General features: G+C 69.2%; 25 protein-coding genes. 12 read left to right on the top strand and 13 right to left on the bottom strand.

Features of this window, described 5'->3' with window-relative positions:
• The 5 genes from K0H49_RS29570 to K0H49_RS29550 all read right to left on the bottom strand — a co-directional run.
• Positions 1-305, bottom strand: a 305-nt coding sequence (locus tag K0H49_RS29570) for an NAD(P) transhydrogenase subunit alpha (RefSeq protein WP_219220336.1), incomplete at its 3' end; no start/stop codon positions are given.
• A gap of 19 nt (positions 306-324) precedes the next feature.
• On the bottom strand, positions 325-1,467 hold the full coding sequence (locus K0H49_RS29565; protein WP_219220334.1) for a Re/Si-specific NAD(P)(+) transhydrogenase subunit alpha: 1,143 nt from the start codon (positions 1,465-1,467) through the stop codon (positions 325-327).
• A 1-nt stretch (position 1,468) separates the two neighbouring features.
• A complete protein-coding gene (locus K0H49_RS29560) occupies positions 1,469-2,422 on the bottom strand; it encodes an NAD(P)H-dependent flavin oxidoreductase (RefSeq protein ID WP_219220333.1) in 954 nt (317 codons plus the stop codon).
• Between the two features lie 43 nt (positions 2,423-2,465).
• Positions 2,466-4,010: a class I adenylate-forming enzyme family protein gene (locus K0H49_RS29555; RefSeq protein ID WP_219220331.1), complete on the bottom strand. Its 1,545-nt coding sequence runs from the start codon at positions 4,008-4,010 to the stop codon at positions 2,466-2,468.
• A gap of 25 nt (positions 4,011-4,035) precedes the next feature.
• A complete protein-coding gene (locus K0H49_RS29550) occupies positions 4,036-4,314 on the bottom strand; it encodes a hypothetical protein (protein ID WP_219220329.1) in 279 nt (92 codons plus the stop codon).
• On the opposite strand from K0H49_RS29550, the gene K0H49_RS29545 reads away from it, so the two are divergent.
• The 3 genes from K0H49_RS29545 (at position 4,313) to K0H49_RS29535 (ending at position 7,880) form a co-directional block, all read left to right on the top strand.
• Positions 4,313-5,377 (top strand): Fe(3+) ABC transporter substrate-binding protein, encoded by a 1,065-nt coding sequence (locus K0H49_RS29545; RefSeq protein ID WP_219220327.1) that lies wholly within the window; start codon positions 4,313-4,315, stop codon positions 5,375-5,377. The two genes, K0H49_RS29550 and K0H49_RS29545, sit on opposite strands and share 2 nt — an antisense overlap.
• A 155-nt stretch (positions 5,378-5,532) precedes the next feature.
• Positions 5,533-7,215: an ABC transporter permease gene (locus tag K0H49_RS29540; RefSeq protein ID WP_219220325.1), complete on the top strand. Its 1,683-nt coding sequence runs from the start codon at positions 5,533-5,535 to the stop codon at positions 7,213-7,215.
• A complete protein-coding gene (locus tag K0H49_RS29535; RefSeq protein ID WP_219220323.1) occupies positions 7,212-7,880 on the top strand; it encodes an ABC transporter ATP-binding protein in 669 nt (222 codons plus the stop codon). The genes K0H49_RS29540 and K0H49_RS29535 overlap by 4 nt, the downstream gene beginning before the upstream one ends.
• 7 nt (positions 7,881-7,887) lie before the next feature.
• Here the strand turns inward: K0H49_RS29535 and trxC are convergent, their stop codons facing one another.
• Complete coding sequence (gene trxC, locus K0H49_RS29530; protein WP_219220321.1) at positions 7,888-8,325, bottom strand: thioredoxin TrxC; 438 nt, start codon at positions 8,323-8,325, stop codon at positions 7,888-7,890.
• Positions 8,326-8,373: 48 nt separating this feature from the next.
• Entirely contained in the window at positions 8,374-9,273 is a 900-nt protein-coding gene (locus K0H49_RS29525; RefSeq protein WP_219220319.1) for a LysR family transcriptional regulator, read from the bottom strand.
• Positions 9,274-9,379: 106 nt separating this feature from the next.
• On the opposite strand from K0H49_RS29525, the gene K0H49_RS29520 reads away from it, so the two are divergent.
• The 8 genes from K0H49_RS29520 to K0H49_RS29485 all read left to right on the top strand — a co-directional run bounded on the left by K0H49_RS29520 (position 9,380) and on the right by K0H49_RS29485 (position 18,693).
• Positions 9,380-11,095 (top strand): acyl-CoA dehydrogenase family protein, encoded by a 1,716-nt coding sequence (locus K0H49_RS29520; RefSeq protein WP_219220317.1) that lies wholly within the window; start codon positions 9,380-9,382, stop codon positions 11,093-11,095.
• 40 nt (positions 11,096-11,135) lie between these two features.
• Positions 11,136-12,110: a Bug family tripartite tricarboxylate transporter substrate binding protein gene (locus K0H49_RS29515; protein WP_219220315.1), complete on the top strand. Its 975-nt coding sequence runs from the start codon at positions 11,136-11,138 to the stop codon at positions 12,108-12,110.
• A gap of 33 nt (positions 12,111-12,143) precedes the next feature.
• Entirely contained in the window at positions 12,144-13,115 is a 972-nt protein-coding gene (locus K0H49_RS29510; RefSeq protein ID WP_219220313.1) for a tripartite tricarboxylate transporter substrate binding protein, read from the top strand.
• Positions 13,112-14,362 (top strand): CaiB/BaiF CoA transferase family protein, encoded by a 1,251-nt coding sequence (locus K0H49_RS29505; RefSeq protein WP_219220311.1) that lies wholly within the window; start codon positions 13,112-13,114, stop codon positions 14,360-14,362. Before K0H49_RS29510 ends, K0H49_RS29505 begins: the two co-directional genes overlap by 4 nt.
• A complete protein-coding gene (locus tag K0H49_RS29500) occupies positions 14,359-14,784 on the top strand; it encodes a PaaI family thioesterase (protein ID WP_219220309.1) in 426 nt (141 codons plus the stop codon). Before K0H49_RS29505 ends, K0H49_RS29500 begins: the two co-directional genes overlap by 4 nt.
• Before the next feature lie 29 nt (positions 14,785-14,813).
• Positions 14,814-15,941, top strand: a complete 1,128-nt coding sequence (locus K0H49_RS29495) for a CaiB/BaiF CoA transferase family protein (protein ID WP_219220307.1) — start codon at positions 14,814-14,816, stop codon at positions 15,939-15,941.
• 50 nt (positions 15,942-15,991) lie between these two features.
• Positions 15,992-16,402 carry a lactoylglutathione lyase gene (gene gloA / locus K0H49_RS29490; protein ID WP_219220305.1) on the top strand — a complete coding sequence of 137 codons (411 nt, stop codon included), beginning with the start codon at positions 15,992-15,994 and terminating at the stop codon, positions 16,400-16,402.
• 125 nt (positions 16,403-16,527) lie between these two features.
• Positions 16,528-18,693: a gamma-glutamyltransferase family protein gene (locus tag K0H49_RS29485; protein ID WP_219220303.1), complete on the top strand. Its 2,166-nt coding sequence runs from the start codon at positions 16,528-16,530 to the stop codon at positions 18,691-18,693.
• 45 nt (positions 18,694-18,738) lie between these two features.
• Here the strand turns inward: K0H49_RS29485 and K0H49_RS29480 are convergent, their stop codons facing one another.
• The 5 genes from K0H49_RS29480 to K0H49_RS29460 all read right to left on the bottom strand — a co-directional run bounded on the left by K0H49_RS29480 (position 18,739) and on the right by K0H49_RS29460 (position 23,088).
• Positions 18,739-19,380, bottom strand: coding sequence for a response regulator transcription factor (locus K0H49_RS29480; RefSeq protein ID WP_257625282.1), 642 nt, complete (start codon positions 19,378-19,380; stop codon positions 18,739-18,741).
• Complete coding sequence (locus K0H49_RS29475) at positions 19,377-20,408, bottom strand: sensor histidine kinase (protein WP_257625281.1); 1,032 nt, start codon at positions 20,406-20,408, stop codon at positions 19,377-19,379. Before K0H49_RS29475 ends, K0H49_RS29480 begins: the two co-directional genes overlap by 4 nt.
• Positions 20,409-20,616: 208 nt before the next feature.
• Entirely contained in the window at positions 20,617-21,345 is a 729-nt protein-coding gene (locus K0H49_RS29470) for an aspartate/glutamate racemase family protein (protein WP_219220434.1), read from the bottom strand.
• 25 nt (positions 21,346-21,370) lie between these two features.
• Positions 21,371-22,276, bottom strand: coding sequence for a transporter substrate-binding domain-containing protein (locus K0H49_RS29465; RefSeq protein WP_219220299.1), 906 nt, complete (start codon positions 22,274-22,276; stop codon positions 21,371-21,373).
• 23 nt (positions 22,277-22,299) lie between these two features.
• Positions 22,300-23,088, bottom strand: a complete 789-nt coding sequence (locus K0H49_RS29460) for an aldolase (RefSeq protein WP_219220431.1) — start codon at positions 23,086-23,088, stop codon at positions 22,300-22,302.
• A gap of 164 nt (positions 23,089-23,252) precedes the next feature.
• On the opposite strand from K0H49_RS29460, the gene K0H49_RS29455 reads away from it, so the two are divergent.
• Positions 23,253-24,149 (top strand): LysR family transcriptional regulator, encoded by an 897-nt coding sequence (locus tag K0H49_RS29455; RefSeq protein ID WP_219220298.1) that lies wholly within the window; start codon positions 23,253-23,255, stop codon positions 24,147-24,149.
• A 107-nt stretch (positions 24,150-24,256) separates the two neighbouring features.
• On the opposite strand, the gene K0H49_RS29450 is transcribed toward K0H49_RS29455, so the two are convergent.
• Complete coding sequence (locus K0H49_RS29450; protein ID WP_257625279.1) at positions 24,257-24,640, bottom strand: copper-binding protein; 384 nt, start codon at positions 24,638-24,640, stop codon at positions 24,257-24,259.
• Between the last annotated feature and the right edge of the window lie 19 nt (positions 24,641-24,659).

The following is a 24,659-nucleotide window of genomic DNA, read 5'->3' as shown; positions in this document are numbered from 1 at the left end:
GGTGCGGCCGTCTTCTTTTCCTTCTTGCGGAACATCTCCAGCATGCGCCGGGTCACCAGGAAGCCACCGAAGACGTTGACCGCGGCCAGCGCCACGGCCAGCACGCCCATGGTCTTGCCCAGCGGCGTGGTGGTGAGCGCGGCCGCGAGCATCGCGCCCACGATCACGATCGCGGAGATCGCGTTGGTCACCGCCATCAGCGGCGTGTGCAGCGCGGGCGTGACGGTCCACACCACGTGGTAGCCCACGTAGATGGCCAGCACGAAGATGATCAGGTTGATGACGGTCGGGTTGACGGATTCCATGGCTCGGCTCCTTGTTCTTTTACTTGCGCGTCACTTGGCCGTCGCGCGTGACCAGGCAGGCCGCCACGATGTCGTCCTCGAGGTCGATTTTCAGACCCCCTTCCTTGGGCAGCACCAGCTTGAGGAAGTCCAGCACGTTGCGCGCATACAGCGCCGACGCATCGGCGGCCACGCGCGCGGGCAGGTTCGTCTCGCCCACGATGGTCACGCCGTGCTTGACCACGGTCTTGTCGGCCTCGGACAGCGGGCAGTTGCCGCCTGTGAGTCCACCGTTCACATCAGCGCCCTTGCCCGCCGCGATGTCCACGATCACCGAACCCGGCTTCATGCTCTTGACCATCTCTTCGGTGATCAGCGTCGGCGCGGCACGACCGGGGATCAGCGCCGTGCTGATCACGATGTCCGCCAGCGCCACCCGCTTGGCCACCTCGACCTGCTGGCGTGCCAGCCAGCTCGCGGGCATGGGCTTGGCATAACCGCCCACGCCGACGGCCGCTTCCTTCTCTTCGGGCGTGTCGTAGGAGACTTCGATGAACTTGCCGCCCAGCGATTCGATCTGTTCCTTCACGCTGGGGCGCACGTCGGACGCTTCGATGACCGCGCCCAGGCGCTTGGCCGTGGCAATCGCCTGCAGGCCCGCCACGCCCACACCCAGGATCACCACGCGCGCCGCCTTGACCGTGCCGGCCGCCGTCATGAGCATCGGGAAGAAGCGCTGGTACTGGTCGGCCGCGATCATCACGGCCTTGTAGCCGGCGATGTTGGCCTGCGAGGAGAGCACGTCCATGCTTTGCGCACGGGTGGTGCGCGGTGCAGCTTCCAGTGCGAAGCCCACGGCACCAGCCGCGGCCAGGCGCTGCAGGCCCGCGGCGTCGAAGGGGTTGAGCATGCCGACCACCACGGCACCGGGCTTGAGCAGCGCGGCCTCGGCGTCCGAAGGCGCACGCACCTTGAGCACGATCTCCGCCCCGAAAGCTTCGGCCGCATCGACGATGCGCGCCCCCGCCGCTTCATACGCCGCATCGGTCACGCTGGCCGATACGCCTGCGCCCGATTGAACGATCACCACGTGGCCCTGCGCCACCAACTTCTTCGCGGTCTCCGGCGTCACCGCCACGCGTGTTTCTCCGGCCAGCGTCTCCGCGGGAATGCCGATCTTCATCTCAAGCCGCCATCTCGGTAAGGGCGCCCTGGTACTCCTGCACCATGCGCGCGATCAGTTCCGCCGTCGGCAGCACCTCGCGGATGTTGCCCACGCCCTGCCCCGCGCCCCAGACGTCCTTCCAGGGCTTGATGCGGGTCGAGCCGAAGTTCATCGAGGTCTTGTCGGCGGTCGGCAGGTTCGCCGGGTCCAGCCCCGCGGCCGCGATGCTGCGGGCCAGGTAGTTGCCGTGCACGCCGGTGAACAGCGGTGTGTAGGTGACCTCGGCCGCGGCGCTGTCGACGATCATCTTCTTGTAGCCCTCCTGCGCATTGGCTTCGGGCGTGGCGATGAAGCGCGTGCCGACGTAAGCCAGGTCGGCGCCCATCGCGCGCGCCGCCGCCACGTGCGCGCCGGAGGTGATCGAGCCCGAGAGCGCGATCGGGCCGTCGAAGAACTGGCGCACTTCGCTGACCAGCGCGAAGGGGCTCATGGTGCCGGCATGGCCGCCCGCGCCGGCGCACACCAGGATCAGGCCGTCGACGCCGGCCTCTAGCGCCTTCTTCGCGTGCCGCACGTTGGTCACGTCGTGGAACACCAGGCCGCCGTAGGCATGGATCGGCGCCACGTAGTCGGTCGGGGCCGAGAGGCTGGTGATCACGATCGGCACGCGGTGCTTCACGCACAGCGCCATGTCGTCGTCGAGCCGGTCGTTCGACGCATGGATGATCTGGTTGACCGCGAAAGGCGCGATGCGACGCTGAGGCTCGGCCGCGCGGGCCGCGGCCAGCGTGCCGGTGATCTGCGTGAGCCATTCGTCGAGCAGCTCCTTGGGCCGCGCGTTGAGCGCGGGGAAGGAGCCGACCACGCCGGCCAGGCATTGCGCCAGCACCAGGTCGGGGTTCGAGATGATGAACAGCGGCGAGCCGATGAGCGGCAGGGACAGCTGGTCCTTGAGGAGGTCGGGAAGGGCCATGCGAGGCTCCTGGTGAAGTTGCGAAAAAACGGGAGCGCGGCGCTCAGGCGACGGTCTGGCGGGCGATGGCCTCGAGCGCGGTCTTGAGGATCTTTCCGGAGGGCGTGGTCGGCAGCTGCGCCAGGCAATGGATCTCGGTGGGCAGCTTGTAGGGCGAGAGCCGCTCGCGCAGGTAGAGGCGCAGCGCCGGCTCGTCGAAGGCCGTGCCCGACACGGTCTCGATGAAGGCGATCACCTCCTCGTTGTGCTCGACCGTGCGGCCGACCACGGCCGACTGCACCACGTCGGGGTGGCTGTTGAGCACCTGCTCGACCTCGACCGGGTAGACATTGAAGCCCGAGCGGATGATCAGTTCCTTGCTGCGCCCCACGATCAGCAGCGCGCCGTCGTCGGTGCGCCGCGCCATGTCGCCGGTGTTGAACCAGCCCTCGGCGTTGATCGCCGCACGCGTCTGCGCCGCGTTGCGGTAGTAGCCCTTCATGAGGTTGGGGCCGCGCACCCAGAGCTCGCCGATCTGTGCGTCGGGCACCTCGGTGCCCATGGCGTCGACGATGCGCGTCTCGACCTCGGGCAGCGGCACGCCGACCGCGCAGTCGTCGCGCCACACGTCGATGCGGGTCTGGGCCACGGTGGGCGCGGTCTCGGTCAGGCCGTAGCCGTTGTTGAGCTGCAGGCCGAAGACCTGCTCCACGTCGGTCTTGAGCGCGGGTGTGAGCGGCGAACCGGCCACGCAGAGGAAGCGCAGCCTGGGCGCCGCCAGCGGCACGCCCTGGTCGCGCGACCATTCGAGCAGCTTGACGAACATCGCCGGCACGCCGGTGAAGGCGGTCACGCCCTTGTCGGCCAAGGCCTTTGCCATCGCCGCGGGCGAGAAGCGGGGCTCGAGCAGCACGGCCGAGCCGCTGGCCATGCAGCCCAGGAACTGGGTCGACAGGCCCACCACGTGGGCCATGGGCAGCGCGCTGTAGATCAGGTCGCCGGGCCCGAAGCGGCGGATGTGGACCGAGGCCATGGCGGCGAACATCAGGTTGGCATGGGTGAGCATCACGCCCTTGGGCGCGCCCGAAGTGCCGGAGGTGTAGATCAGCGCCGCGACCTGCTCGGCCGCCGCCGCGTGGCAGGGTTCGGGCTCGACCGCCTCGGCCAGCGGGCCGACCGGCAGCGGGCCCAGGCCCGGCCACTCGACGCGCTGCGCGCCATGGCGCTGCGCATGTTTCTCTGCATCGGGCGAGACGTGGGTGGTGTAGAGCACGCGGCGCGCACCCGAATGGATCACGAAATCGTCGACCTCGCGCGCCGACAGCCGGGCGTTGACCACGCTGGCCCAGGCATCGAGCCGGCTCAGCGCGAGCACGAAGGCGCCGACGGCCGCGCAGTTCTCGCCCACGATCAGCACCCGGTCGCCGGCGCGCACGCCCAGCGCCTGAAGCTGCGCCGCCGCGGCCACGGTGACCGCGTGCAGCTGTGCATAGTCGAGCGCCACGTGTGCATCGGCCACGGCCAGCGCCTCGGGTCGGGCGGCGACCCACGGGTCGATCAGCTGGTGCAGGCGCGTCGGCGCGGCACTGGGATTCGCAAGGGCAGGCATGGGTGTCTCCGTCGGGCTGCGCACGTCAGGTATTGCGCTTTTGCGGAATCTTATTCCGCTCGGCAGTCTCAAAGACCGTCAAATCGGCAAGTACCGGCGAATCAAGACTGCATCGCAGAACAAATACCAAGGGAAAACCCTTCTGCACACAACCGCCCCGGGCCGAATAAGCCGCGGCCTTGTAGGTCCAATGCCCCGCCCGTCGCACAGCGAACTTGATAATGATTCGCATCGGCAACGCCCGATGAGATCGGGGCAACCATCCGGTTGCCGCTTCGACATCCATCCAGGAGAACCCCTTCATGACCGACCGCCTGCGCGCGACCGGCCGCAGCCCCTTGCGTGCCCTGAGCTCCCTCGTTTCCATCGCCTGCCTGGCTGCTGCAGCGCTGCCGGCCCATGCGGCCGAGTCGCTCACGCTCTACACCACGCGCGAGCCCGGCCTGATCCAGCCGCTGCTGTCGGCCTTCACCGCCACCACCAAGATCCAGGTCAACACCGTGTTCGTGAAGGACGGCCTGCTCGAGCGCGTCAAGGCCGAGGGCGCACGCTCGCCGGCCGACCTGCTGATGACGGTGGATGCGGGCAACCTGCTGGACCTGGTCGAAGGCGGCGTGACGCAGCCGGTGAAATCGGCGGCGCTCGAATCCGCGATCCCGGCCAACCTGCGCGGCGCCGACGGCCAGTGGTTCGGTCTGTCGATGCGCGCCCGCGTGCTCTATGCCGACAAGGCACTGAAGATCAACAGCTTCCGCTATGAAGACCTGGCCGATCCCAAGTGGAAGGGCAAGGTCTGCATCCGCGCCGGCCAGCACCCCTACAACACCGCGCTGATCGCCTCGCTGATCGCGCACGACGGCGAAGCCAAGACCGAGCAGTGGCTGCGCGGCGTGAAGGCCAACCTGGCCCGCAAGGCCACCGGCGGCGACCGCGACGTGGCACGCGACATCCTGGGCGGCATCTGCGACGTCGGCCTGGCCAACTCCTACTACGTGGGCCAGATGAAGGCCTCCAAGGAAGGCAGCGACGCGCGCAAGTGGGGCGATGCGATCCAGGTGATCCGCCCGACCTTCGCCAACGCCAAGAGCGGCGGCACGCACGTCAACATCAGCGGTGCCGCTGTCGCGAAGAACGCGCCGCAGCGCGCCAACGCGGTCAAGCTGCTCGAGTTCCTGGTGTCGGAGTCGGCCCAGTCGCTGTACGCGCAGGCCAACTACGAGTACCCGGTGCGCAAGGGCGTGGCGCTCGACCCGATCATCGGCCAGGCCATCGGCGAGCTGAAGGTCGACCCGCTGCCGCTGACCGAGATCGCGAAGTACCGCAAGCAGGCCAGCGCGCTGGTCGACAAGGTCGGCTTCGATCAGTGAGGGCGCCCCGAGGGCGTCGCGCACTTCGTGTCGCTTCGCCCTTCCCCCTCCGGGGGCAACACCGGTGGCCCGGCAAAAACGGTTCCACGGTGTTCCTGGAACAAGTCAATAAGTCGATAAGTCAATAAGTCAGCCATGGGCGGTGTGTGTTGGGTTTGAGTTTCGGCCGTCGTCCTGAAGGTCTTCGTGCGGCCGGGCCGCTGTGGCGGGTTGCCACGCTGCTGGTGGCGCTGGGCGTGCTGGCGCCGGTGGCGACGCTGGCCTGGCTGGCGCTGGGCGCCGATCTTTCGCATTGGGCGCACCTGCTGCGCTACGTGCTGCCGCAGGCCGCGCTCAACACCGCGATGCTGCTGGCGGGGGTGGGCACGGTGGTGCTGGTGATCGGCACGGGCTGCGCCTGGCTGGTGAGCAGTTGCGATTTCCCCGGGCGGCGCGTGCTGCACTGGGCGCTGCTGCTGCCGCTGGCGATGCCGACCTACATCGTGGCCTTCGCCTACCTCGACCTGCTGCACCCCATCGGCCCGGTGCAGGGTGCGATCCGCTGGCTGCTGGGCTATGACAGCCCGCGCCAGTTCCGCCTGCCCGACCTGCGCTCGATGGGCGGCGCGATCTTCGTGCTGGGCTTCGTGCTCTACCCCTATGTCTACATGACGGCGCGCGCGATGTTCATGACGCAGCCGGCCCACCTGATGGAAGCCGCGCGCACGCTGGGCGAAGGCCGCTTCGGCGCCTTCTGGCGCGTGGCGCTGCCGCTCGCGCGGCCGGCACTGGCCGTGGGCCTGAGCCTGGCGCTGCTGGAGACGCTCAACGACATCGGCGCCTCTGAATTCCTGGGCATCAACACCCTGACCGTGTCCGTCTACACGACCTGGATCACGCGCTCCGACCTCGCGGGCGCGGCGCAGATCGCCTGCGCGATGCTGCTCGTGGTGGTGCTGCTGGTGCTGCTCGAGCGCCACGGCCGGCGCCACCAGCGCTTCGGTTCGGCGCAGCGCATGCGCGCGATGCAGCCGCGCGCGCTGCGCGGTGCCGCGGCCTGGACCGCGACTGTGGCCGCGGCGCTGCCGGTGCTGATCGGCTTCGCCGCGCCCGCGGCCTACCTGGTATGGGAAAGCTTCAAGCGCCTGCGGCTGGGCCAGGGCGTGTCCCAAGGGCTGGTGCACAGCCTGGGCAACACGCTGGCGCTGGCGATGGGCGTGACCGTGATCGCGGTGGTGGCCGGCCTGGTGGTCGCCTGGACCGCGCGCAGCCACGGCTCGATGCCCAACCGCGCGCGCTGGCAGGCCCGCGTGGCGACACTGGGCTATGCGCTGCCGGGCACGGTACTGGCCATCGGCCTGCTCACGCCCGCGCTGGCCTTCGATGCGCAACTGGCCGACTGGTTGCGCCTGCCCGGGCTGCCGCTGATGGGGCTGGGCGTGGTGCTGGTGGTCGCCTGCGTGATCCGCTTCCTGGCCATGCCCGTGGGCGGCATCGAGTCGGGCCTGGCGCGCATCCCGTCCGCGCTCGAACAGGCCGCGCGCCTGCTCGGCGAGAACGCCACGGGCACGCTGCGCCGCGTGCACCTGCCGCTGCTGCAGCCGGCCATCGCGGCCAGCGCGCTGCTGGTTTTCGTGGATGCGATGAAGGAGCTGCCCGCCACGCTGCTGCTGCGGCCCGCCAACTTCGACACCCTCGCGACCTGGCTCTATGCCGAAGCGGCCCGTGGCACCTACGAGGAAGGCGCCATCGCGGCGCTGGCCATCGTGCTGGCCGGCCTGCTGCCGGTGGTGCTGCTGGCACGCACGCAGTTCCGCGGCGCGCCGGAAGCCGCCCCGTCAGAGAATCTCCACCCATGACCGCCGCCCTGAACATCCACGACCTGCAGCTCGGCTACCTGGGGCCGCGCGGCCTGCACACGGTGGTCGAAGGCTTCTCGCTCGCTCTCGAGGCCGGCCAGATCGGCTGCCTGCTCGGGCCTTCGGGCTGCGGCAAGACCACGGTGCTGCGCGCCATCGCGGGCTTCGAGCCGGTGCGCGCGGGTCGCATCGCGCTGGGCCAGACGCTGCTGTCGACGGCCACGCTTCACCTGCCTCCCGAGAAGCGCCGCGTCGGCATGATGTTCCAGGAGTACGCGCTGTTCCCGCACCTCACCGCGGCACAGAACGTGGGCTTCGGCCTGCGCCGCGCGGCCGCGGCCGAACGCGCGGCGCGCGTGCAGGAGATGCTGACGCTGGTCGGCCTGGCAGACGCCGGCGCGCGCTTTCCGCACGAGCTGTCGGGCGGCCAGCAGCAACGCATCGCACTGGCCCGCGCACTTGCCCCCGCGCCCGCGCTGCTGCTGCTCGACGAACCCTTCTCCAACCTCGACGGCGCCACGCGCGAACGGCTCACGGCCGAGGTGCGCGACATCCTGCGCCGGGCCGGGCAGACCGCGGTGCTGGTCACGCACAACGAACACGAGGCGCAGGTCATGGCCGACCGGATCGGGACCATGCACAACGGGCGGCTGACGCGCTGGTAGGGGCGTCCTAACGCAGCTGCGCCTCGGCCCAGCGCACGATGTCGGCGCTCCCCATGGCGCCGGCCTGCCGTGCGATCTCGCGGCCGCCCTTGAACAGCGCCAGCGTCGGGATGCTGCGGATGTTGAAGCGCGCGCCCAGCGCCGGCACGGCCTCGGTGTCGACCTTGGCCAGGCGCACACGCGGCTCGAGCTTCGCCGCGGCCGCTTCGAAGCCCGGCGCCATCTGGCGGCAGGGGCCGCACCAGGGCGCCCAGAAATCGACCAACACCGGGATCTCGTTGCGCACGATATGGCGGTCGAAAGCCGATTCGTTCAGGGCCACCGAGCGGCCCGCGAACAGGTGCTGGTGGCAGCTGCCGCAGTCGGGGGCACTGGCAAGTTGGTCGGTGCGCACGCGGTTGGTGGTATGGCAATGCGGGCAGACGATGTGCAGGGTGTCGGTCATGTGGGTCCTCGGTGTCTTGGCATCTAGGGGCGGCGCGGCCGATTGCAATCATCCCGCCGCGGCGCGCGGCCCCAGGCTGCGCAGCACCGCATCGAGCAGCCGCGGCACCAGCACGTTGGGCGAGGCCGCGGGCCAGACGCCATAGGCCTCCGAGGGCGGCGTGGCCTCCTCGAGCGGACGGAACACCGCCCCCTTGAGCGCCGAATGGCGCATCGCGTCGGGCACCAGCGCCACGCCCAGGCCCTGCGAGACCATCGACACCACGGCCAGCCAGTGCCGCACCTCCTGCCGCACCTCGGGCCGGAAGCCGGCGTCGGCGCAGATCGCGAGGATGCGCGCGTGGTAGTCGGGCGAGGCGCTGCGCGAGAACAGCACGAAGGGCTCTCCGCGCAGGTCGGCCAGCGCCACCGCGCGCTTGCGCGCCAGCCGGTGCGCGGCCGGCAGGCAGGCGACGAAGGGCTCGGACACCAGCAGCCGGGCCTGCAGTTCGGCCGGCACGCGGCCGGTGTGGACGAAGCCCACGTCCATGCGGTCCTGCAGCAGCTCGGTCACCTGCTCGCCTGAGTTGAGCTCGATCAGGCTCACGCGCACCGCCGGGTGCGCGGCCTGGAAGCGCGTCAGCGCCTGCGGCAGGCCGCGGTAGAGCATGGCGCCGACGAAACCGATGCGCAGCCGACCGGCCGAGCCCTGCGCCACATGACGCGCCTCGGTCAGCGCCTCTTCGGCGTCGCGCAGCAGGGTGCGCGCCGAGGCCTGCAGCGTCTGGCCGGCGGCGGTGAGGCGCACCGCCTTGCTGTTGCGCTCGAACAGCTGGGCGCCGACCGATTCCTCGAGCTGGCGGATCGCCACGCTCAGCGGCGGCTGCGAGATCGCGAGCCGGCGCGCCGCGCGGCCGAAGTGCAGTTCCTCGGCCAGCACGACGAAATAGCGCAGGTGGCGCAGCTCCATGGGGCGTCCTTTCGACGATAGTCAGATCGGATAGATCAAGACCAAATCGATATTAGACAAGAATCATCGGGCACCGAAGAATGCGGGCGAACCAGGAGACAAGCCCATGCCGAGCCAAGCTGCCGCATCCGTCGGCGAGATTGCCGCCCATCCCGTGCCCGACCGCCATGGCCGGAGCCTGTTCGACCACGACACCGAGCTGCACCGCCTGCTCGCGCTCTACCTGCCGCCCGACCTGCTGGCCCACATGCGCCCGCACTTCGAGCGCCTGGGCGCGCTGGCCGGCGGCCGGCTCGACGAACTGGCGCACACCGCCGACCGGAACCCGCCCACGCTCACGCTGCGCACCCGCACCGGCATCGACGACCCGCAGGTGCACAAGCACCCGGCCTACGTCGAGATGGAACGGCTCGCGCTCAGCGAGTTCGGCCTGGCTGCCATGTCGCACCGCGACGAGACGCTGGGCTGGCGGGGCCGCATGCCGCCGCTGGTCAAGTACGTGCTGACCTACCTCTTCGTGCAGGCCGAATTCGGCCTGTGCTGCCCGGTCTCGATGACCGATTCGCTGGCGCGCACGCTGAAGAAGTTCGGCAGCCCGGAACTGGTCGAGCGCTTCATGCCGCGCTTCCAGTCGCTGGACTTCGACACGCTGGCGCAAGGCGCGATGTTCATGACCGAGCAGGCCGCGGGCTCCGACATCGCCGCCACCGAAACCCGTGCGCACCAGGACGGCGAAGGCCAGTGGCGACTGACGGGCGACAAGTGGTTCTGCTCCAACCCCGACGCCGATTTCGCGATGGTGCTGGCCCGTGTCGACGGCGGCGCGCCCGGCCTCAAGGGCGTGTCGTTGTTCCTGCTGCCGCGCCGGCTCGACGACGGCAGCGCCAATCGCTACCGCATCCTGCGGCTCAAGGACAAGCTGGGCACGCGCTCGATGGCCAGCGGCGAGATCCGGCTGGAAGGCGCGCTGGCCTACCTGGTGGGCGAGCAGGGCCGCGGCTTCGTGCAGATGGCCGACATGGTGAACAACTCGCGGCTGTCGAACGGCGTGCGCGCGGCCGGCCTGATGCGCCGTGCGGTGGCCGAGGCCGAGTACGTCGCGCACGAGCGCCGTGCCTTCGGCCAGCGGCTGGAAGACATGCCGCTGATGCAGCGCCAGCTCGAGAAGCTGCGCCTGCCCGCCGAGCAGGCTCGCAGCATGGTGTTCCAGACCGCGCAGGCGCTGGCCCGCTCCGACGGCGGCGACACCGGCGCCTATCCGCTGCTGCGCATCCTCACGCCGCTCATCAAGTTCCGCGCCTGCCGCGATGCGCGCAAGGTCACGGGCGATGCGATGGAAGTGCGCGGCGGCTGCGGCTACATCGAGGAATGGAGCGACCCGCGGCTGCTGCGCGATGCGCACCTGGGCTCGATCTGGGAAGGCACAAGCAACATCGTCGCGCTCGACGTGATCCGCGCGGTGAAGCGCGAGGGCTCGCTGCCGGTGCTGCAGGCGCACTTCGCGGGGCTGGTCGACGACGCGCCGCTGGCGCCCGCCTTCGCCGCAGCGCTGCGCGATGCGCTCGAGCGCGCCGGCCGGCTCACGCTGATTGCGGCCGAGGACGGCGGCGATCGTCTCGCGCGCCAGGCCGCCTCGGCCCTCTACCACGTGGTCAGCGCGATCGCGATGGCCTGGGAGGGCGCACGCGGCGGCTCGGCGCAGCGCGTGGCCTGGGCGCAGTCGGTGCTGCTGCACCGCTTGCTGCCGCGCGATCCGCTGGTGGCATCGGCGGTGCCCGCCGACTGGAACCCCGTGCACACGGCCGAGACCATCGCGGCCTGAGCCTTTCCATCATTCAGAACAGACAACGGAGACAACCCCCATGCGCCTTCTCGCCACCCTCGTGCTCGCCAGCATCGCGACGCTTCCCCTGCTGCCCGCGGCCCAAGCTGACAGCTTCCCCGACAAGCCGATCACGCTGGTGATCCCCTTCCCGCCGGGCGGCCCGACCGACGCGATGGCGCGCACGCTGGCCGCCGAAATGAAGGACCGGCTGGGCCAGCCGATGATCGTGGAGAACCGCGCCGGCGCGGGCGGCAACATCGGCGCCGACTACGTGGCGCGCGCCACGCCCGACGGCCAGACCCTGCTGTTCGGCACCTCGGGCCCGCTGGCGATCAACGTGAGCCTCTACCGCAAGCCGGGCTACGACCCGGTCAAGAGCTTCGCGCCCGTGATCCAGGTCGGCTACCTGCCGAACATCCTGGTGGTCAATCCTTCCTTGCCGGTGAAGAACGTCAAGGAACTGATCGCCTACGCCAAGGCCAACCCCGGCAAGCTCAGCTATGCGTCGTCGGGCAACGGCGCCTCCTCGCACCTGGCCGGCGTGCTGTTCAACGCCACCGCCGGCATCGACCTGCAGCACATCCCGTACAAGGGCACCGGCCCGGCGCTGAACGACCTGCTGGGCGGCCAGGTGAGCATGAGCTTCACCGACGTGCTCACCGCCCTGCCCTACGTCAAGACCGACAAGCTGCGCGCGCTGGGCATCACCACGGCCGCGCGCTCGCAGGCCCTGCCCGAACTGCCCACCGTCGCGGAACAGGGCGTGCCCGGCTACGACGTGAGCGTGTTCTTCGGCATCGTCGCACCGGCCGGCACGCCGCCCGACCGCATCGCCAAGCTCAACCACGCCTTCGTCGAGGTGCTCGACACGCCCAAGGTCAAGCAGCTCTTCGCCTCGCAGGGCCTGGAGGCCGCGCGCGACACCTCGCCCGCGCAGCTCGGCCGCTTCATCGTGTCGGAGCGCGACAAGTGGAAGGACATCGTGAAGAAGTCCGGCGCGCAGCTGGACTGACGCGCGCCCTCCCCAAAAAACAAGAGACGAACCATGCAATTCATCGCCCGCCATCGCCACGCCCTGACCCTCGCCACGCTGTGCCTCGCCGCCGCCACGGCCTGGGGCCAGGCCTATCCGCAGCGCCCGATCACGCTGGTCGTGCCCTATGGCGCGGGCGGCCCGACCGACCAGCACCTGCGGGCCGTGGCCGAGGAAGCCGGCAAGGCTCTGGGCCAGGCCATCGTGCTGGACAACCGGCCGGGCGCCAGCGGCACCAACGCCGCTGCGATGCTCACGCGCGCCGCGCCCGACGGTTACACGCTGGGCGTGCTGCCGGCCTCGGTCTACCGTGAGCCCTTCATCAACAAGGTACCCTTCGATCCGGCCAGCAGCTTCTCCTATGTGATCCTGCTGTCCGACTATGCCTTCGGCCTGGCGGTCAAGGCCGATGCACCCTGGAAGAGCTGGAAGGACCTGGCGGCCGATGCGGCCAGGCGACCCGGCAAGATCAACATCGGCGCGACCGGCGCGGTCGGCACGCCGCGCATCGTGATGGACGAGGTGGGCGAAGCCGCCAGGCTGCAGTTCAACATGATTCCGTTCAAAGGAGATGCCGAAGTGACCAACGCCATCCTCGGCGGCCACATCGACGCCGCGCCCCTGTCGGGCGTGGCCGTGCCGCACATCGACGCAGGCAAGATGCGTTACCTCGTGATGCTCACGCCCCAGCGCGTGAAGCGCTACCCGCAAGTGCCCACGCTCAAGGAGCTGGGCATCGACGCCGTGATCGACTCGCCCTACGGCATCGCCGGCCCGGCCGGCATGGAGCCGGCACGCGTCAAGGTCGTGCACGACGCCTTCAAGAAGGCACTCGAATCGGTGGCCGGCCAGCGCGTGCTCGACCAGCTCAACCAGCCGATCAACTACCTGGGCCCGGAGGACTACCGCCACTACGCGCTCGCGACCTCGGCACGCGAGAAGCAACGCGTGGCACGGCTGCGCGCCAAGGGCCTGATCGAATGAGCACCACCGTCACACCCCCACCCGGCCGCGCGCTCGACGGCCTGCGCGTGCTCGACCTGAGCCGCGTGCTCGCCGGCCCCTGGTGCGCGCAGCTACTGGGCGACATGGGCGCCGACGTCGTCAAGGTCGAGAGCCCGGGCCGCGGCGACGACGCGCGCGAACTCGGCGTGGCGCTGGAACCGCAGCAGCCCGGCCAGGGCCGCGATTCGAACTTCTTCCTGGCCTGCAACCGCAACAAGCGCTCGATCGCGATCGACTTCGCCAAGCCCGCGGGCGCCGAGCTGGTGCGCACGCTGGTGCGCGACTGCGACGTGCTGGTCGAGAACTTCAAGGCCGGCACCCTGCGCCGCTACGGCCTCGACTGGGACAGCCTGAAGGCCATCAACCCGCGGCTGGTCTACTGCTCCGTCACCGGCTTCGGCCAGGACGGCCCCTATGCCACCCGCCCCGCCTACGACTTCGTGATGCAGGCCATGACCGGCATGATGAGCACCTGCGGCATGCCCGACGGCACGCCCGGCGCGGCGCCGATGCGCACCGCGATCCCGGCCACCGACCTGGTCACCGGCTACCAGGCCAGCGTGGCGGTGCTGGGCGCGCTGATCCAGCGCGGCATCACCGGCCGCGGCCAGTTCATCGACGCGGCCATGCTCGACGCCAGCATCGGCTTCAACGTGCACCTGGCGCAGGGCTTTTTGCTCAACGGCGCGGTGCCCACGCGCCAGGGCAACAACAACCCGATCGCCGCGCCCTCGGGCGTGTTCAAGACGGCCAACGGCTGGCTGGTGGTGGCCGCGGGCAACGACCGGCAGTTCGTCCACCTTTGCAACGCGCTGGGCCGGCCCGAGCTGGCCACGCATCCGCTGTTCGCGACCAACGGCCAGCGGGTGATCTCGCGGGTCGCACTGCATGCGGAGATCGAACCGCTGCTCGCCGCCCACCCCACCGAGCACTGGCTGCCGCTGCTCGAGGCGGCGCAGGTGCCGACCACGCGCATCAACACCATGGACCAGGTCTTCGACGACCCGCAGGTGCGGCTGCGCAAGATGACGGTGGAGGTCGACCATGCCAGCGGCCAGCGCATCCCGATCCTGCGCAGCACGCTCAACATGAGCGACAGCCCGGTGGACTACCGCGCGCCGCCGCAGCTGGGCCAGCACACGCGCGAGGTGCTGAACCAATGGGCGGCGCTGGACCCGGCGCAGGTCGAGGCGCTCTACACGGCCGGCGTGGTGGAGGGCCGATGAGCACGCCCTTCGACGACGAGCCGGCGGACCGCCTCTTCGGCCTGCCGATGCCGATGGTCCAGGTCTTCGGCCTGCGCGGCGAAGCCATCGGCGACGACCGGGCCCGGGTGCGCATGCCCTTCCACGCGCTGCACACCAACAGCCGCGGCGACGTGCACGGCGGTGCGCTGGCCGTGCTGCTCGACTGCACGCTGGCCAGCGCGGCGCGCGCCCACGATCCGGTGCGCTTCGGCGTGCTGACGGTCGACATGACGCTGCATTTCGTCGCGACCGCCAGCGGCGAGGTCGTGGCCTCGGCGGTCTGCGAACGGCGCGGCCGCTCGCTGTGCTTCGTGCGCGGCGAAGTGCACGACGCGCAGGGCACGCTGATGGCGCTGGCCACCGGCACCTTCAAGCTGGCCGAGCGCACCACGAGCGCCTGAGCCCCCACCTCCCTCGTCCAAGGACCCCGATGACCTCCCCAGCCTCCACCGGCGCCCTCGCGGGCGTGCGCGTGCTCGACATCTCGCGCATCCTCGGCGGGCCCTACTGCGGCCAGATCCTCGGCGACCACGGCGCCGACGTGCTCAAGGTCGAGCCGCCGCAGGGCGACGACACGCGCACCTGGGGCCCGCCCTTCAAGGACGGCGTGGCCTCGTACTACCACGGGCTCAATCGCAACAAGCGCACCCTGCACCTCGACCTGGGCAGCGCCGAGGGCCGCGAGGCGCTGCTCGCGCTGGTGGCCGAGGCCGACGTGCTGATCGAGAACTTCAAGACCGGCACCATGGAGCGCTGGGGCATCGGCTACGAGACGCTGTCGCAGCGCTTCCCGCGCCTGGTGTGGTGCCGCGTCTCGGGCTTCGGCGCCGACGGCCCGCTGGGCGCGCTGCCCGGCTACGACGCTGCAGTGCAGGCCATGACCGGCATCATGAGCATCAACGGCGAGGCCGACGGCGGCCCGCTGCGCGTGGGCCTGCCGGTGGTCGACATGGTGACCGGCCTCAACGCGGTGATCGGCGTGCTGCTGGCGCTGCAGGAACGCACGCGCAGCGGCCACGGCCAGTTCGTCGAGGCGGCGCTCTACGACAGCGGCCTGTCGCTGCTGCACCCGCATGCGGCCAACTGGTTCGTCGACGGCAAGGCGCCGCGGCGCACCGGCAACGCGCACCCCAACATCTACCCCTACGACGCGCTGGCCACCGGCACCGAGCCGGTGTTCGTGGCGGTGGGCAACGACGGCCAGTTCGCCAACTTCTGCCGCTGCATCGGCCTGCCCGAACTCGTCACCGACCCGCGCTACGCCACCGCCGGCGCGCGCTCCGTGAACCGCGCCGCCCTCAAGCCAACGCTCGAAGCCGCGATGCAGGCCTTCGACGGCCATGCGCTGGTCGACACCTTGATGGCCGCCGGCGTGCCCGCCGCGCCGGTGCTGCCGGTGGACGCAGCGCTCGCGCATCCGCACACCGCGCACCGCGAAATGGTGGTCGAGATGCCCGGCGGCTACCGCGGCATCGGCGCGCCGGTGAAACTGGGCCGCACGCCCGCCACCTACCGCCACGCACCGCTCACGCCCGGAGAAGCCTTCGACGCGCGCTGACGCGCAAGGCGTCGCACAATCGACGGTTCCAAAAACTGCGAACCCACGAGATGCGACTTCTCCACACCATGCTGCGCGTCGGCAACCTGCAACGCTCGATCGACTTCTACACCCAGGTGCTGGGCATGCAACTGCTGCGCACCTCGGAGAACCCCGAGTACAAGTACAGCCTGGCCTTCGTCGGCTACGAAGGCAACCCGGCCCAGGCCGAGATCGAGCTGACCTACAACTGGGGCACCGAGCGCTACGAGCTGGGCACCGCCTACGGCCACATCGCGCTGGGCGTGCCCGACGCCTACGCCGCCTGCGACAAGATCAAGGCCGCCGGCGGCAACGTCACGCGCGAGGCCGGCCCGGTCAAGGGCGGCAGCACGGTGATCGCTTTCGTGACCGACCCGGACGGCTACAAGATCGAGCTCATCCAGCGCGCTGAAGGCGCCGAAGGCGGCGGGCTGCGCTGAGTCCGCGAAGGGGCGCGCCAAAAGGACGAAACGGCCGCAACCCAGGGTGCGGCCCGATGCGCCCGGCACGCGACTTGCGTGATGATCGAGAAGCCGACATGGGTCGGCTTTTCTTTTTTTCTACGATGCCCTTTCCGAGATTTCTTCCCGTCGCGCTGGCCGCGACCCTGGCCGCCTGCGGTGGCGGTTCGCACGGCTCCTTCGATCCCCTCAAGCCCTCTCCGGCCCCGCTGGACCCGGTCGCGCCGACCGTGCCCGAGCAGCCCGCGACCGGCGTGCGCTTCGACCCTGCGCTGTGCACCCAGCAGGCCGGCGCGCCGCACGGCCAGACCGCCGGCATCGCCGGCACCACCCTGATGGTGACCTCGGCGCACTACGAGGCCTCGAAGGCCGGCTGCAAGGTGCTCGCCACGGGCGGCACCGCCATCGACGCCGCCATCGCGGTGCAGGCCGTGCTGGGCACGGCCGAGCCCTTCGCCTCGGGCCTGGGCGGCGGCACCGTGATCACCTACTACGACGCGGCCAGCCGCAAGGTCCGCACCTTCGACGGCTTCTCGGCCGCCCCCGGCACCACCGGCGGCGCGACCACGGTCTACCAGGCGGTGGCGCAGGACGTGTCGAACCTCGCGCCCTTCAACACCTGCAAGTCGGGCCTCAACGCTGGCGCGTCTATCTCCTCGCAGCAGGGCAACACCAACATCTCGGCCCGCGCGGTGGGCATCCCGGGCACGGTGGCGGTGCTCGACCTGGTGCACCAGGCCTACGGCAAGGCGCCCTGGAACACGCTGTGGGACGACGCCATCGCGCTGGCCGAGCATGGTTTCCCGATGACGAAGTACATGTACTCCACGCTCTATGCCGACAGCGCGGAGTTCGACGACGACGGCAATCCAGTCGATGCCGGCACCGGCGTGGCCGCCTGGGTCAATTCGGCCGGCACGGCCAAAGGCGCCGCGCGCTGCAAGTACCCCGACATCCAGAAGCGCTACTGCGACCCGAGCGACAGCAGCGGCCAGCGCCCGCTGCCCATCGGTACGCTGATCACCAACAGCGAACTCGCCGCCACCATGAAGCGCGTGCGCGATGGCGGCGCCGCCGCCTTCTACGACCCGGCCCAGCCGACGGCACAGGCCATCGTGCAGCGCACCACCACGGGCAGCCTGCCCTGCGCGTCGATCCTGCCCGTGGCCGGCACCGCGGCCAAGCCCAGCGTGGCCAGCACCATCGCCTCGATCCCGAGCCTGATGAGCGCGGCCGACTTCGCCAGCTATCACGCGGTCGAACGCAAGCCGCTGGTCGGCACGCGCTTCGGCACCACGATCTACACCCAGCCCGCGCCCTCCTTCGGCGGCTTCGTCACGCTCTACACGCTGGGCCTGCTGGAGCGCAAGAAGATCCAGGACGAGGCCTTCAACTCGCCGCGCTTCGTCTACACCGCGGCCGAGGCCAGCCGGCTGGCCAACATCGACCGCCGCACGGTGCTGGGCGACCCGGCCTACTCGAACGTCAACGCGCGCGTGGCCACGCTGCTGTCCGATGCCGCGCTCGACCTGCGCGCCGGCCTGATCGACGGCACGGCCCTGGGCACGGTGCCGGTGGGCAACGTCGGTGCCTTCGCGGCCACCGCCCCGGCGGGCTACGACACGATGGCGTCGCTGCTGTCGAAGCGCGGGCGCACGCTGCTGGCCAAGGCCGGCGCACCGCGTCATGAAGAAGACTGGAACACCACCAGCAACGTCGCGATCGTCGACGCCTACGGCAATGCGCTGTCGATGACCACCACCATCAACACGCACTGGGGCGCGCACCTGGAAGCCGCGGGCATGATGATGAACAACGTGATGTCGAACTTCTCGGCCAGCACGCCGGGCTCGGATGTGAACGGCTACGAGGCCTACAAGCGGCCGCGCAGCTCGATCGCACCGGCCATCGCCTTCGATGCCGCGGGCAATCTGCGCCTGGTCTGGGGTTCCGCGGGCGGCGGCCCGATCCCCGACTACATCGTGAAGACCTTCATGGGCCACGTGGTCGGCGGCATGGACATCCAGGCCGCCGTCAACGCGCCCAACTTCACGGGCCAGAACGGCGTCGCCGAGATCGAGAGCGGATCGGCGCTGGCGCCCTCGGCCCCCGACCTGCGCAGCGCCTTCGGCTACACCGGCAGCACGCTGCAGGTCACCGGCCTGAAGAGCGGCATCAGCGGCATCGCCGTGACGCGCGATGCGCAGGGACGCCCGGTCTACACCGGCGCGGCCGACAACCGGCGCTCGGGCGCAGCCAACGGCTATTGAGCCTCAAGCCGGCGAGCCCCCCGGGGCCGCCGGCATCGAGAAGGCCTAGATGCCCGCCTTCTCGATCAAGCGCACCAGGTCGATCAGCGATGCGGCCTGCATCTTGCGCATCGCCTGCCCGCGCCGGACCTTCACCGTGATCTCGCTGACGTTGAGGCTGGCCGCGATCTGCTTGTTGAGCAGGCCCTGGATCACGCCGCGCGTGACCTCCTGCTCGCCGGCGGTGAGCGACCTCCAGCGTTCCTTGAGCTCGGACACGATCGCCTCGTTGCGGCGCCGCGAGCGGTCCTTCTCGATGCCCTGCTGGATCGCGTCCAGCAGGTCCTGATCGCGAAAAGGCTTGGTCAGGAATTCGATCGCGCCGTTCTTCATGGCTTCCACGCCCATGGCGATGTCGCCGTGGCCGGTGATGAAGACGGTCGGCAGCCGGATGCCCAGGTCGCCCATCTGGCGATGGAAATCCAGCCCGCTCTGGCCCGGCATCCGGATGTCGAGCACCAGGCAGCCGGGCGCATCGTCGGGCGGGTGCGCGAGGAACTCCCGGGCAGAGCCGAAGGAGCGGACCTGCAGGCCGACCGAGGCGAACAGATCGTCCAGCGCGGCGCGCACCGAATGGTCGTCGTCGATCACATAGACGATGGGCGGCGTCGCGCGGTCCAGCGACGACGCTTCCATTTCCTTGTTCATGAGGTCTTCCCTTTGGCAATGGGCACGCTGAAGCGGAAGGTCGCGCCGCCGCTCGCGTTCGGCTCGGCCCAGATCTTCCCGCCATTGGCCTCGACGATGGTCCGGCTGATGCTCAGGCCGAGCCCGATGCCGCCCTCCTTGGTGGTCCAGAAGGCATCGAACAGGTGGTCGATCGCCTCCGCGCTCAGGCCGCAGCCCGCGTCCTCGATGCAGAACAGCACGCTGGCGCCGTCCGGCATCGAGGTCGAGATCCGGATGTCCCTGCGATGGGCGGGGCCCGACGCCACCGCCTCGATGGCGTTCAGCAGCATGTTGCCGATCACCTGCTGGACCTGGACCCGGTCCGCCAGCACGGGGGGCAGCGCGTCGTCGATGAAGGTCTCCAGCGCAATGCCGTGCCGCTCGATCTCGCCGCGCGACATCGACACGATCTCGCGCACCGCCTGGGGCAGGTCGAAAGCGCTCTTGCGCGGCTTCTCGCCCTTGGTGAGGCTGCGCACGCGGTCGATGACTTCGCTCGCGCGGTGGGCGTCGCTCAGGATCCGGTCGAGGGCCTGCAAGGCCTTCTCCATGTTGGGCGGGTCCTGCGCCAGCCAGCGCTGGCAGGCGTTGCCGCTGGTGACGATCGCGGCCAGCGGCTGGTTGACCTCGTGCGCGATCGAGGCCGTGAGCCCGCCCAGGCTGGTGACGCGCGCGATGCGCAGCAGCCGGGCCTGCGCATCGTGCGCCGCGGCCTGCGCCGCCTCGGTCTTGAGCGCGAGCCAGGTCGTGATCGAGATGGCGACGATGCTGATTCCGGAGTTGACCAGGCCGACCTTGTACAGGCCGGCCGGCGTCAGGTAGAAGCTCACCACGGTGAGCGCGATGCAGGCGCAGGCCAGCGCGATCGCCGCGCGCACCGTGAGCAGGCTCACCGCCGCCAGGATCACCACCGAATAGAAGACCGCCACCGCCACCGCATATTCGGTGAGCGTGTCGGCCACGAAGATCGCGGCCATGACGAGCACCATGCCGGCAAGGCTCAGCATGCGACGGTATTGCAGCGGCATTCGCATTTTTTTGACGCTCGGAACAGCAGGACGCGGAGAACCGGGCAGTGCAGAAAAATCAGCCGCCGCCCGTGCGTGTGCCGAAGCGCGGCGCGGCGGCCGGCCCTCCGAGGCGTGGCATCGGGAGGCCTGCAGAGGGCTGTTTCGGCCGGGGAAGGATACTGCGAAAAAAAGGCGAGACCGGCGCTCAGGCCACCGCGTAGGCGCGTTGCGCCAAGGCCTGCGCCAACACCTGTGCCGGGTCGACCAGCCGCACACCCGGGTGCGTCGCCAGGGCCGTGAGCGCCAGCGGAATCTCGGTGCACGCCAGCACCAGATCCTGGCAGCCATGGCGTTCGACCATGCGTGCCGCGACATCCGAGAACAGCGTGGTCGCCAATGCCATGTCGCCGGCCTTCACGCCCTCGACGATGCCGCGCATGACCTGTGCCCGTTCCGCCTCCGTCGGCAGGTGGCACGCGATGCCCCGCGCCGCCAGCGCCTGCTGGTACAGCCCCAGCGTGTAGGTCCCCAGCGTGGCCAGCAGGCCGACCGACGCGACGCCGCTTTCGACCAGGGACTGCACCGTCTCGTGCACGATGTGCAGCAGCTCGACGTCCGGACACGACGCCTGCAACTGCGGATGCCAGGCATGCGCCGTGTTGCAGGCGATCGCCACGCTCACGACCTCGTGCCGCGCCAGCCCTTCGATGCCGCGCAGCATGCCTGCCAGCGGCGACGGGCCGTCGTCGAGCAGCGCTTCGGTGCGGTCCGGCACCGGCAGCTGCACCAGCCAGTGCTCCGGAAAGGCCTGGTCGAACACCGCGCTGCCGCCGGCCTGCAGCTCGCGCTTGCAGGCCGCGACGAAGAGGCGGATGAAGTCGGCGCCGGCGGCCGGCCCCATGCCGCCCAGGATGCCGACCTTGCGACTGCGCATCTGCGTGGAGGACACCTCGGCCGTCTCAGTAGTCCGCCGGATTGGGCGAATCCGTCGGCTTGGCGATCACCTTCAGCAGCGCCTCGCTCATCGGGAAGTTCAGGTTCACGCCGCGCGGCGGGATGGGCGACTGGAACCACTTGGCGTACAGCGCCTTGATCTCGCCGCTGGCATAGAGCTTCTCGATGGTCTTGTCGGCCACGGCCTTGAACGCCGGCTCGCCGCGCGGCAGCATGATCGCGTAGGGGTCACGGCTGAGCGTGTCGGTGCTCAGCGAGTAGTCGGCCGGATTGAGCGTGAAGGCGATCTGCCCAACCAGGTTGATGTCGTCCTCGAAGAAGGCCTCGGCCCGGCCCGAAGTGAAGGTCAGCATGCTGTCGGAGAAATCCTTGGCCTGGATCAGGTTCAGGTCGAGGTTCTCGGCCCGGTCGATGCGGCGGATGCGCGGCACGGTGTTCGAGCCCGTGGTCGCCACGATGGTCTTGCCCTTCAGATCCTTGAGCGTGTGCAGGTTGCTGGCCTTCAGCGCGACGAACTTGGCGCCCACCACGAAATAGGTGGTGCTGAAGCTGACCTGCGACTGCCGCTCGGGATTGTTGACCGTGGTGCCGCATTCCAGATCGATGGTGCCGTTCTGCATCAGCGGGATGCGGTTTTGCGAAGTCACCGGCTGACGGCGGATTTCCAGGTTCGGCCGGTCGACGATCTTCTTGATCTCATCGACGATCTTTCCGCAGATTTCCTGGCCATAGCCGATGGGCTCGCCCTTGCTGCCGAGATAGGAGAACGGCACCGACGATTCACGGTACGCGACCGTGATGAAATTGCGGTCCTGGATGGTTTTCAGGCGCCCCGTCAATTCGGCGGACTGCGCGCCCACGGAGGAAAGTGCCAATGCCGCCATGGCAATCGGAAGAATAGCGAATTTCATTTTCAGTCCAGGAAGCAACGGGTTCAAAGTGAATAATCGGGATCTGTCTTCTGCAGGCGCCGCTTGACGCTTTCCAGATGCTGAATGGCGCTCTCGCTGCCGCCGGAGCGCATCTGCGCATAGGTGGCCGCGGCCAGTTCGGGTGAAACCGGACGGAGCTTGCGGCCCGTCGATTCGGCCAGCACCTGGACCTGGCAGGCACGCTCCAGGTAGTACATGTCGTTCCATGCGTTCGCGATCGTCTCGCCCACCACCATCACGCCGTGGTTGCGCATGAACACCACGTCGGCATCGCCGATGGCACGGGCGATCCGGTCGCCCTCGCGTTCATCGAGCGCCAGGCCATTGAAGTCGTCCACCGCCGTGCGCCCGTAGAACTTCAGCGAAGTCTGGCCGGCCCACTGCAGCGGCTGCCCCTCGACCATGGCCAGGGAGGTCGCGTAGGGCATGTGCGTGTGGAAGGCGACCCGGGCGCGCGGCAGGTTCTTGTGGACGCGGGCGTGGATGTAGTAGGCGGTGATTTCCGGCGGCCGATCGCCCTGGACCACGTTGCCTTCGAAATCACAAATGATAAGATCCGAGGCCCGGATTTCATCGAATGCCAGGCCAAATGGATTGACGAGGAAATAGTCATCGAATCCCGGCACCACGGCCGAGAAATGATTGCAGATGCCTTCCTCCATTCCCAATCGGGCAGCCATCCGGAAACAGGCCGCCAATTCGATCCGGGCCAGCCTGACATCGGCGCCATCGAATATCCTGGGGTCTATCTTCTTCAGGGAATCCTGATTTCCTGCCAGCGAATGCGCCATATGCTCTTCTTCAATGCCAATTCTGAGGTGGAGATGACGAATTCGAACTGCGCCATCGAGAAGCGCAACTCGAACGTCTTTCATGAATCGAAGTCTGCGGGCAGGCGCAGGGAGCGTCAAATTAGAAATCGACTGAGTGCGATAAGCTTTTCTTATGGGGCCCCATGAAGCTCAAGCACATTGAAGTATTCAATGCCATCATGCTGTCCGGCAGCGTGAGCGCGGCGGCCCGGATATTGAACGTCACGCAACCCGCGGTCACGCAGACGCTCAAGCATGCCGAGCAGCAGCTGGGCTATGCGCTGTTCTTCCGGGAAAAGAACGGGCTGCGGCCCACGCCCGAGGCGCGGCATCTCTACCCGCGGTCGAAGAAGATCTTCGAGCAGGTCGATGAACTTCGGCGCCTGGCGCAGTCGCTGAAGACCGACGGGGCCTCGCAGTTCAGGGTGGGCATCGTGCCCTCGCTGTCCACCAAGTGCCTGTCGCTGGCGCTGAGCCTGTTCAAGGCCAGGCACCCGGAGGTCGCGGTGTCGATCAAGGTCCTGCATTCGGACGACATCCTGCGCGCGGTCGCGCTGCAGGAATGCGACCTGGGCATCGCCTATGGCGAGTTCGACTTTCCTTCGGTGGACGCAGAGGTCGTGGGCGTCGGGCACCTGGTCTGGGTCCAGAAGAAGGACGCGGGCACGACAGACGCGGACACATCGGACATCGCCATCGCCGACATCGCGGCCACCGACTTCATCGGCATCGACAAGGACGACCCGGTGGGCAAGGTGCTGCTGGGCCACCTGAGCGAAAGTGCGGTCTTCACGCAGACCCGGCTCTCGGCGCAGACCTACCAGTCAGCACTGCTGCTGACGCTCGACGGCTTCGGCCCCTGCATCGTCGACTCCTTCACCGCGCAGTTCGCGGACCCCGAGGCACTGGTGTTCAGGGACGTGTCACCGCGCATCCCCGTGGCCGTGTCGGCCATCTCGACGGCCGAGGGGCGGCAGCTCCAGGGCTTCGACGATTTCCTCGTCGCGTTCAGGACCTCGCTGGGGCAGGCAGAAAGCTGACAGGCGCGGCAAGTCGGGCTTGACCGGCCGCATGCGGTTTCACTTGGCCGGTATCGGAACGCAGCGATTCGGCGTAGCCGTCGGCGAGCTTGAGCGTCTTGGCCAGATCAGTCGCATGGCTGGAAACGTGCGCATGCGTCCACCATATGGATCGCCGTCACGACGTTCTCGCCCTCGACATGGCGAGAGCTGAACTTGACCGATGCGCCGTCGGGAATGTTGGCCAGCAGCGATGGGTCGATCACCCTGAAGGTCTGCGTCGTGAAGGGCAGCTTCGAACGCGGCATCAATTTCAGCCGCACATAGAACTTGCCGCCCGCCTCCTCGCGAAATGACGCGACGCGTGCACGCGTCAGCACGGTGGCGGCCGGCGCGCCGGAGGCTGCAGGCGCATCGGCGGCTTGTGCGGCGGCACGCCCCGTCGCCACGACGAAGAGGACGGCGACGGCGGTCAACGCGCTCGCCACGGCGGTGTGCGATCTGCTCCACATGGGCATCTCCTGATCGGTG

Origin of the sequence: Variovorax boronicumulans (assembly GCF_019352895.1) — a bacterium.
Taxonomy (GTDB): Bacteria; Pseudomonadota; Gammaproteobacteria; order Burkholderiales; family Burkholderiaceae_C; genus Variovorax; species Variovorax boronicumulans_A.
The sequence above is the reverse complement of the archived record's forward strand: the minus strand, read 5'-3'. Positions and strand labels throughout refer to the sequence as shown.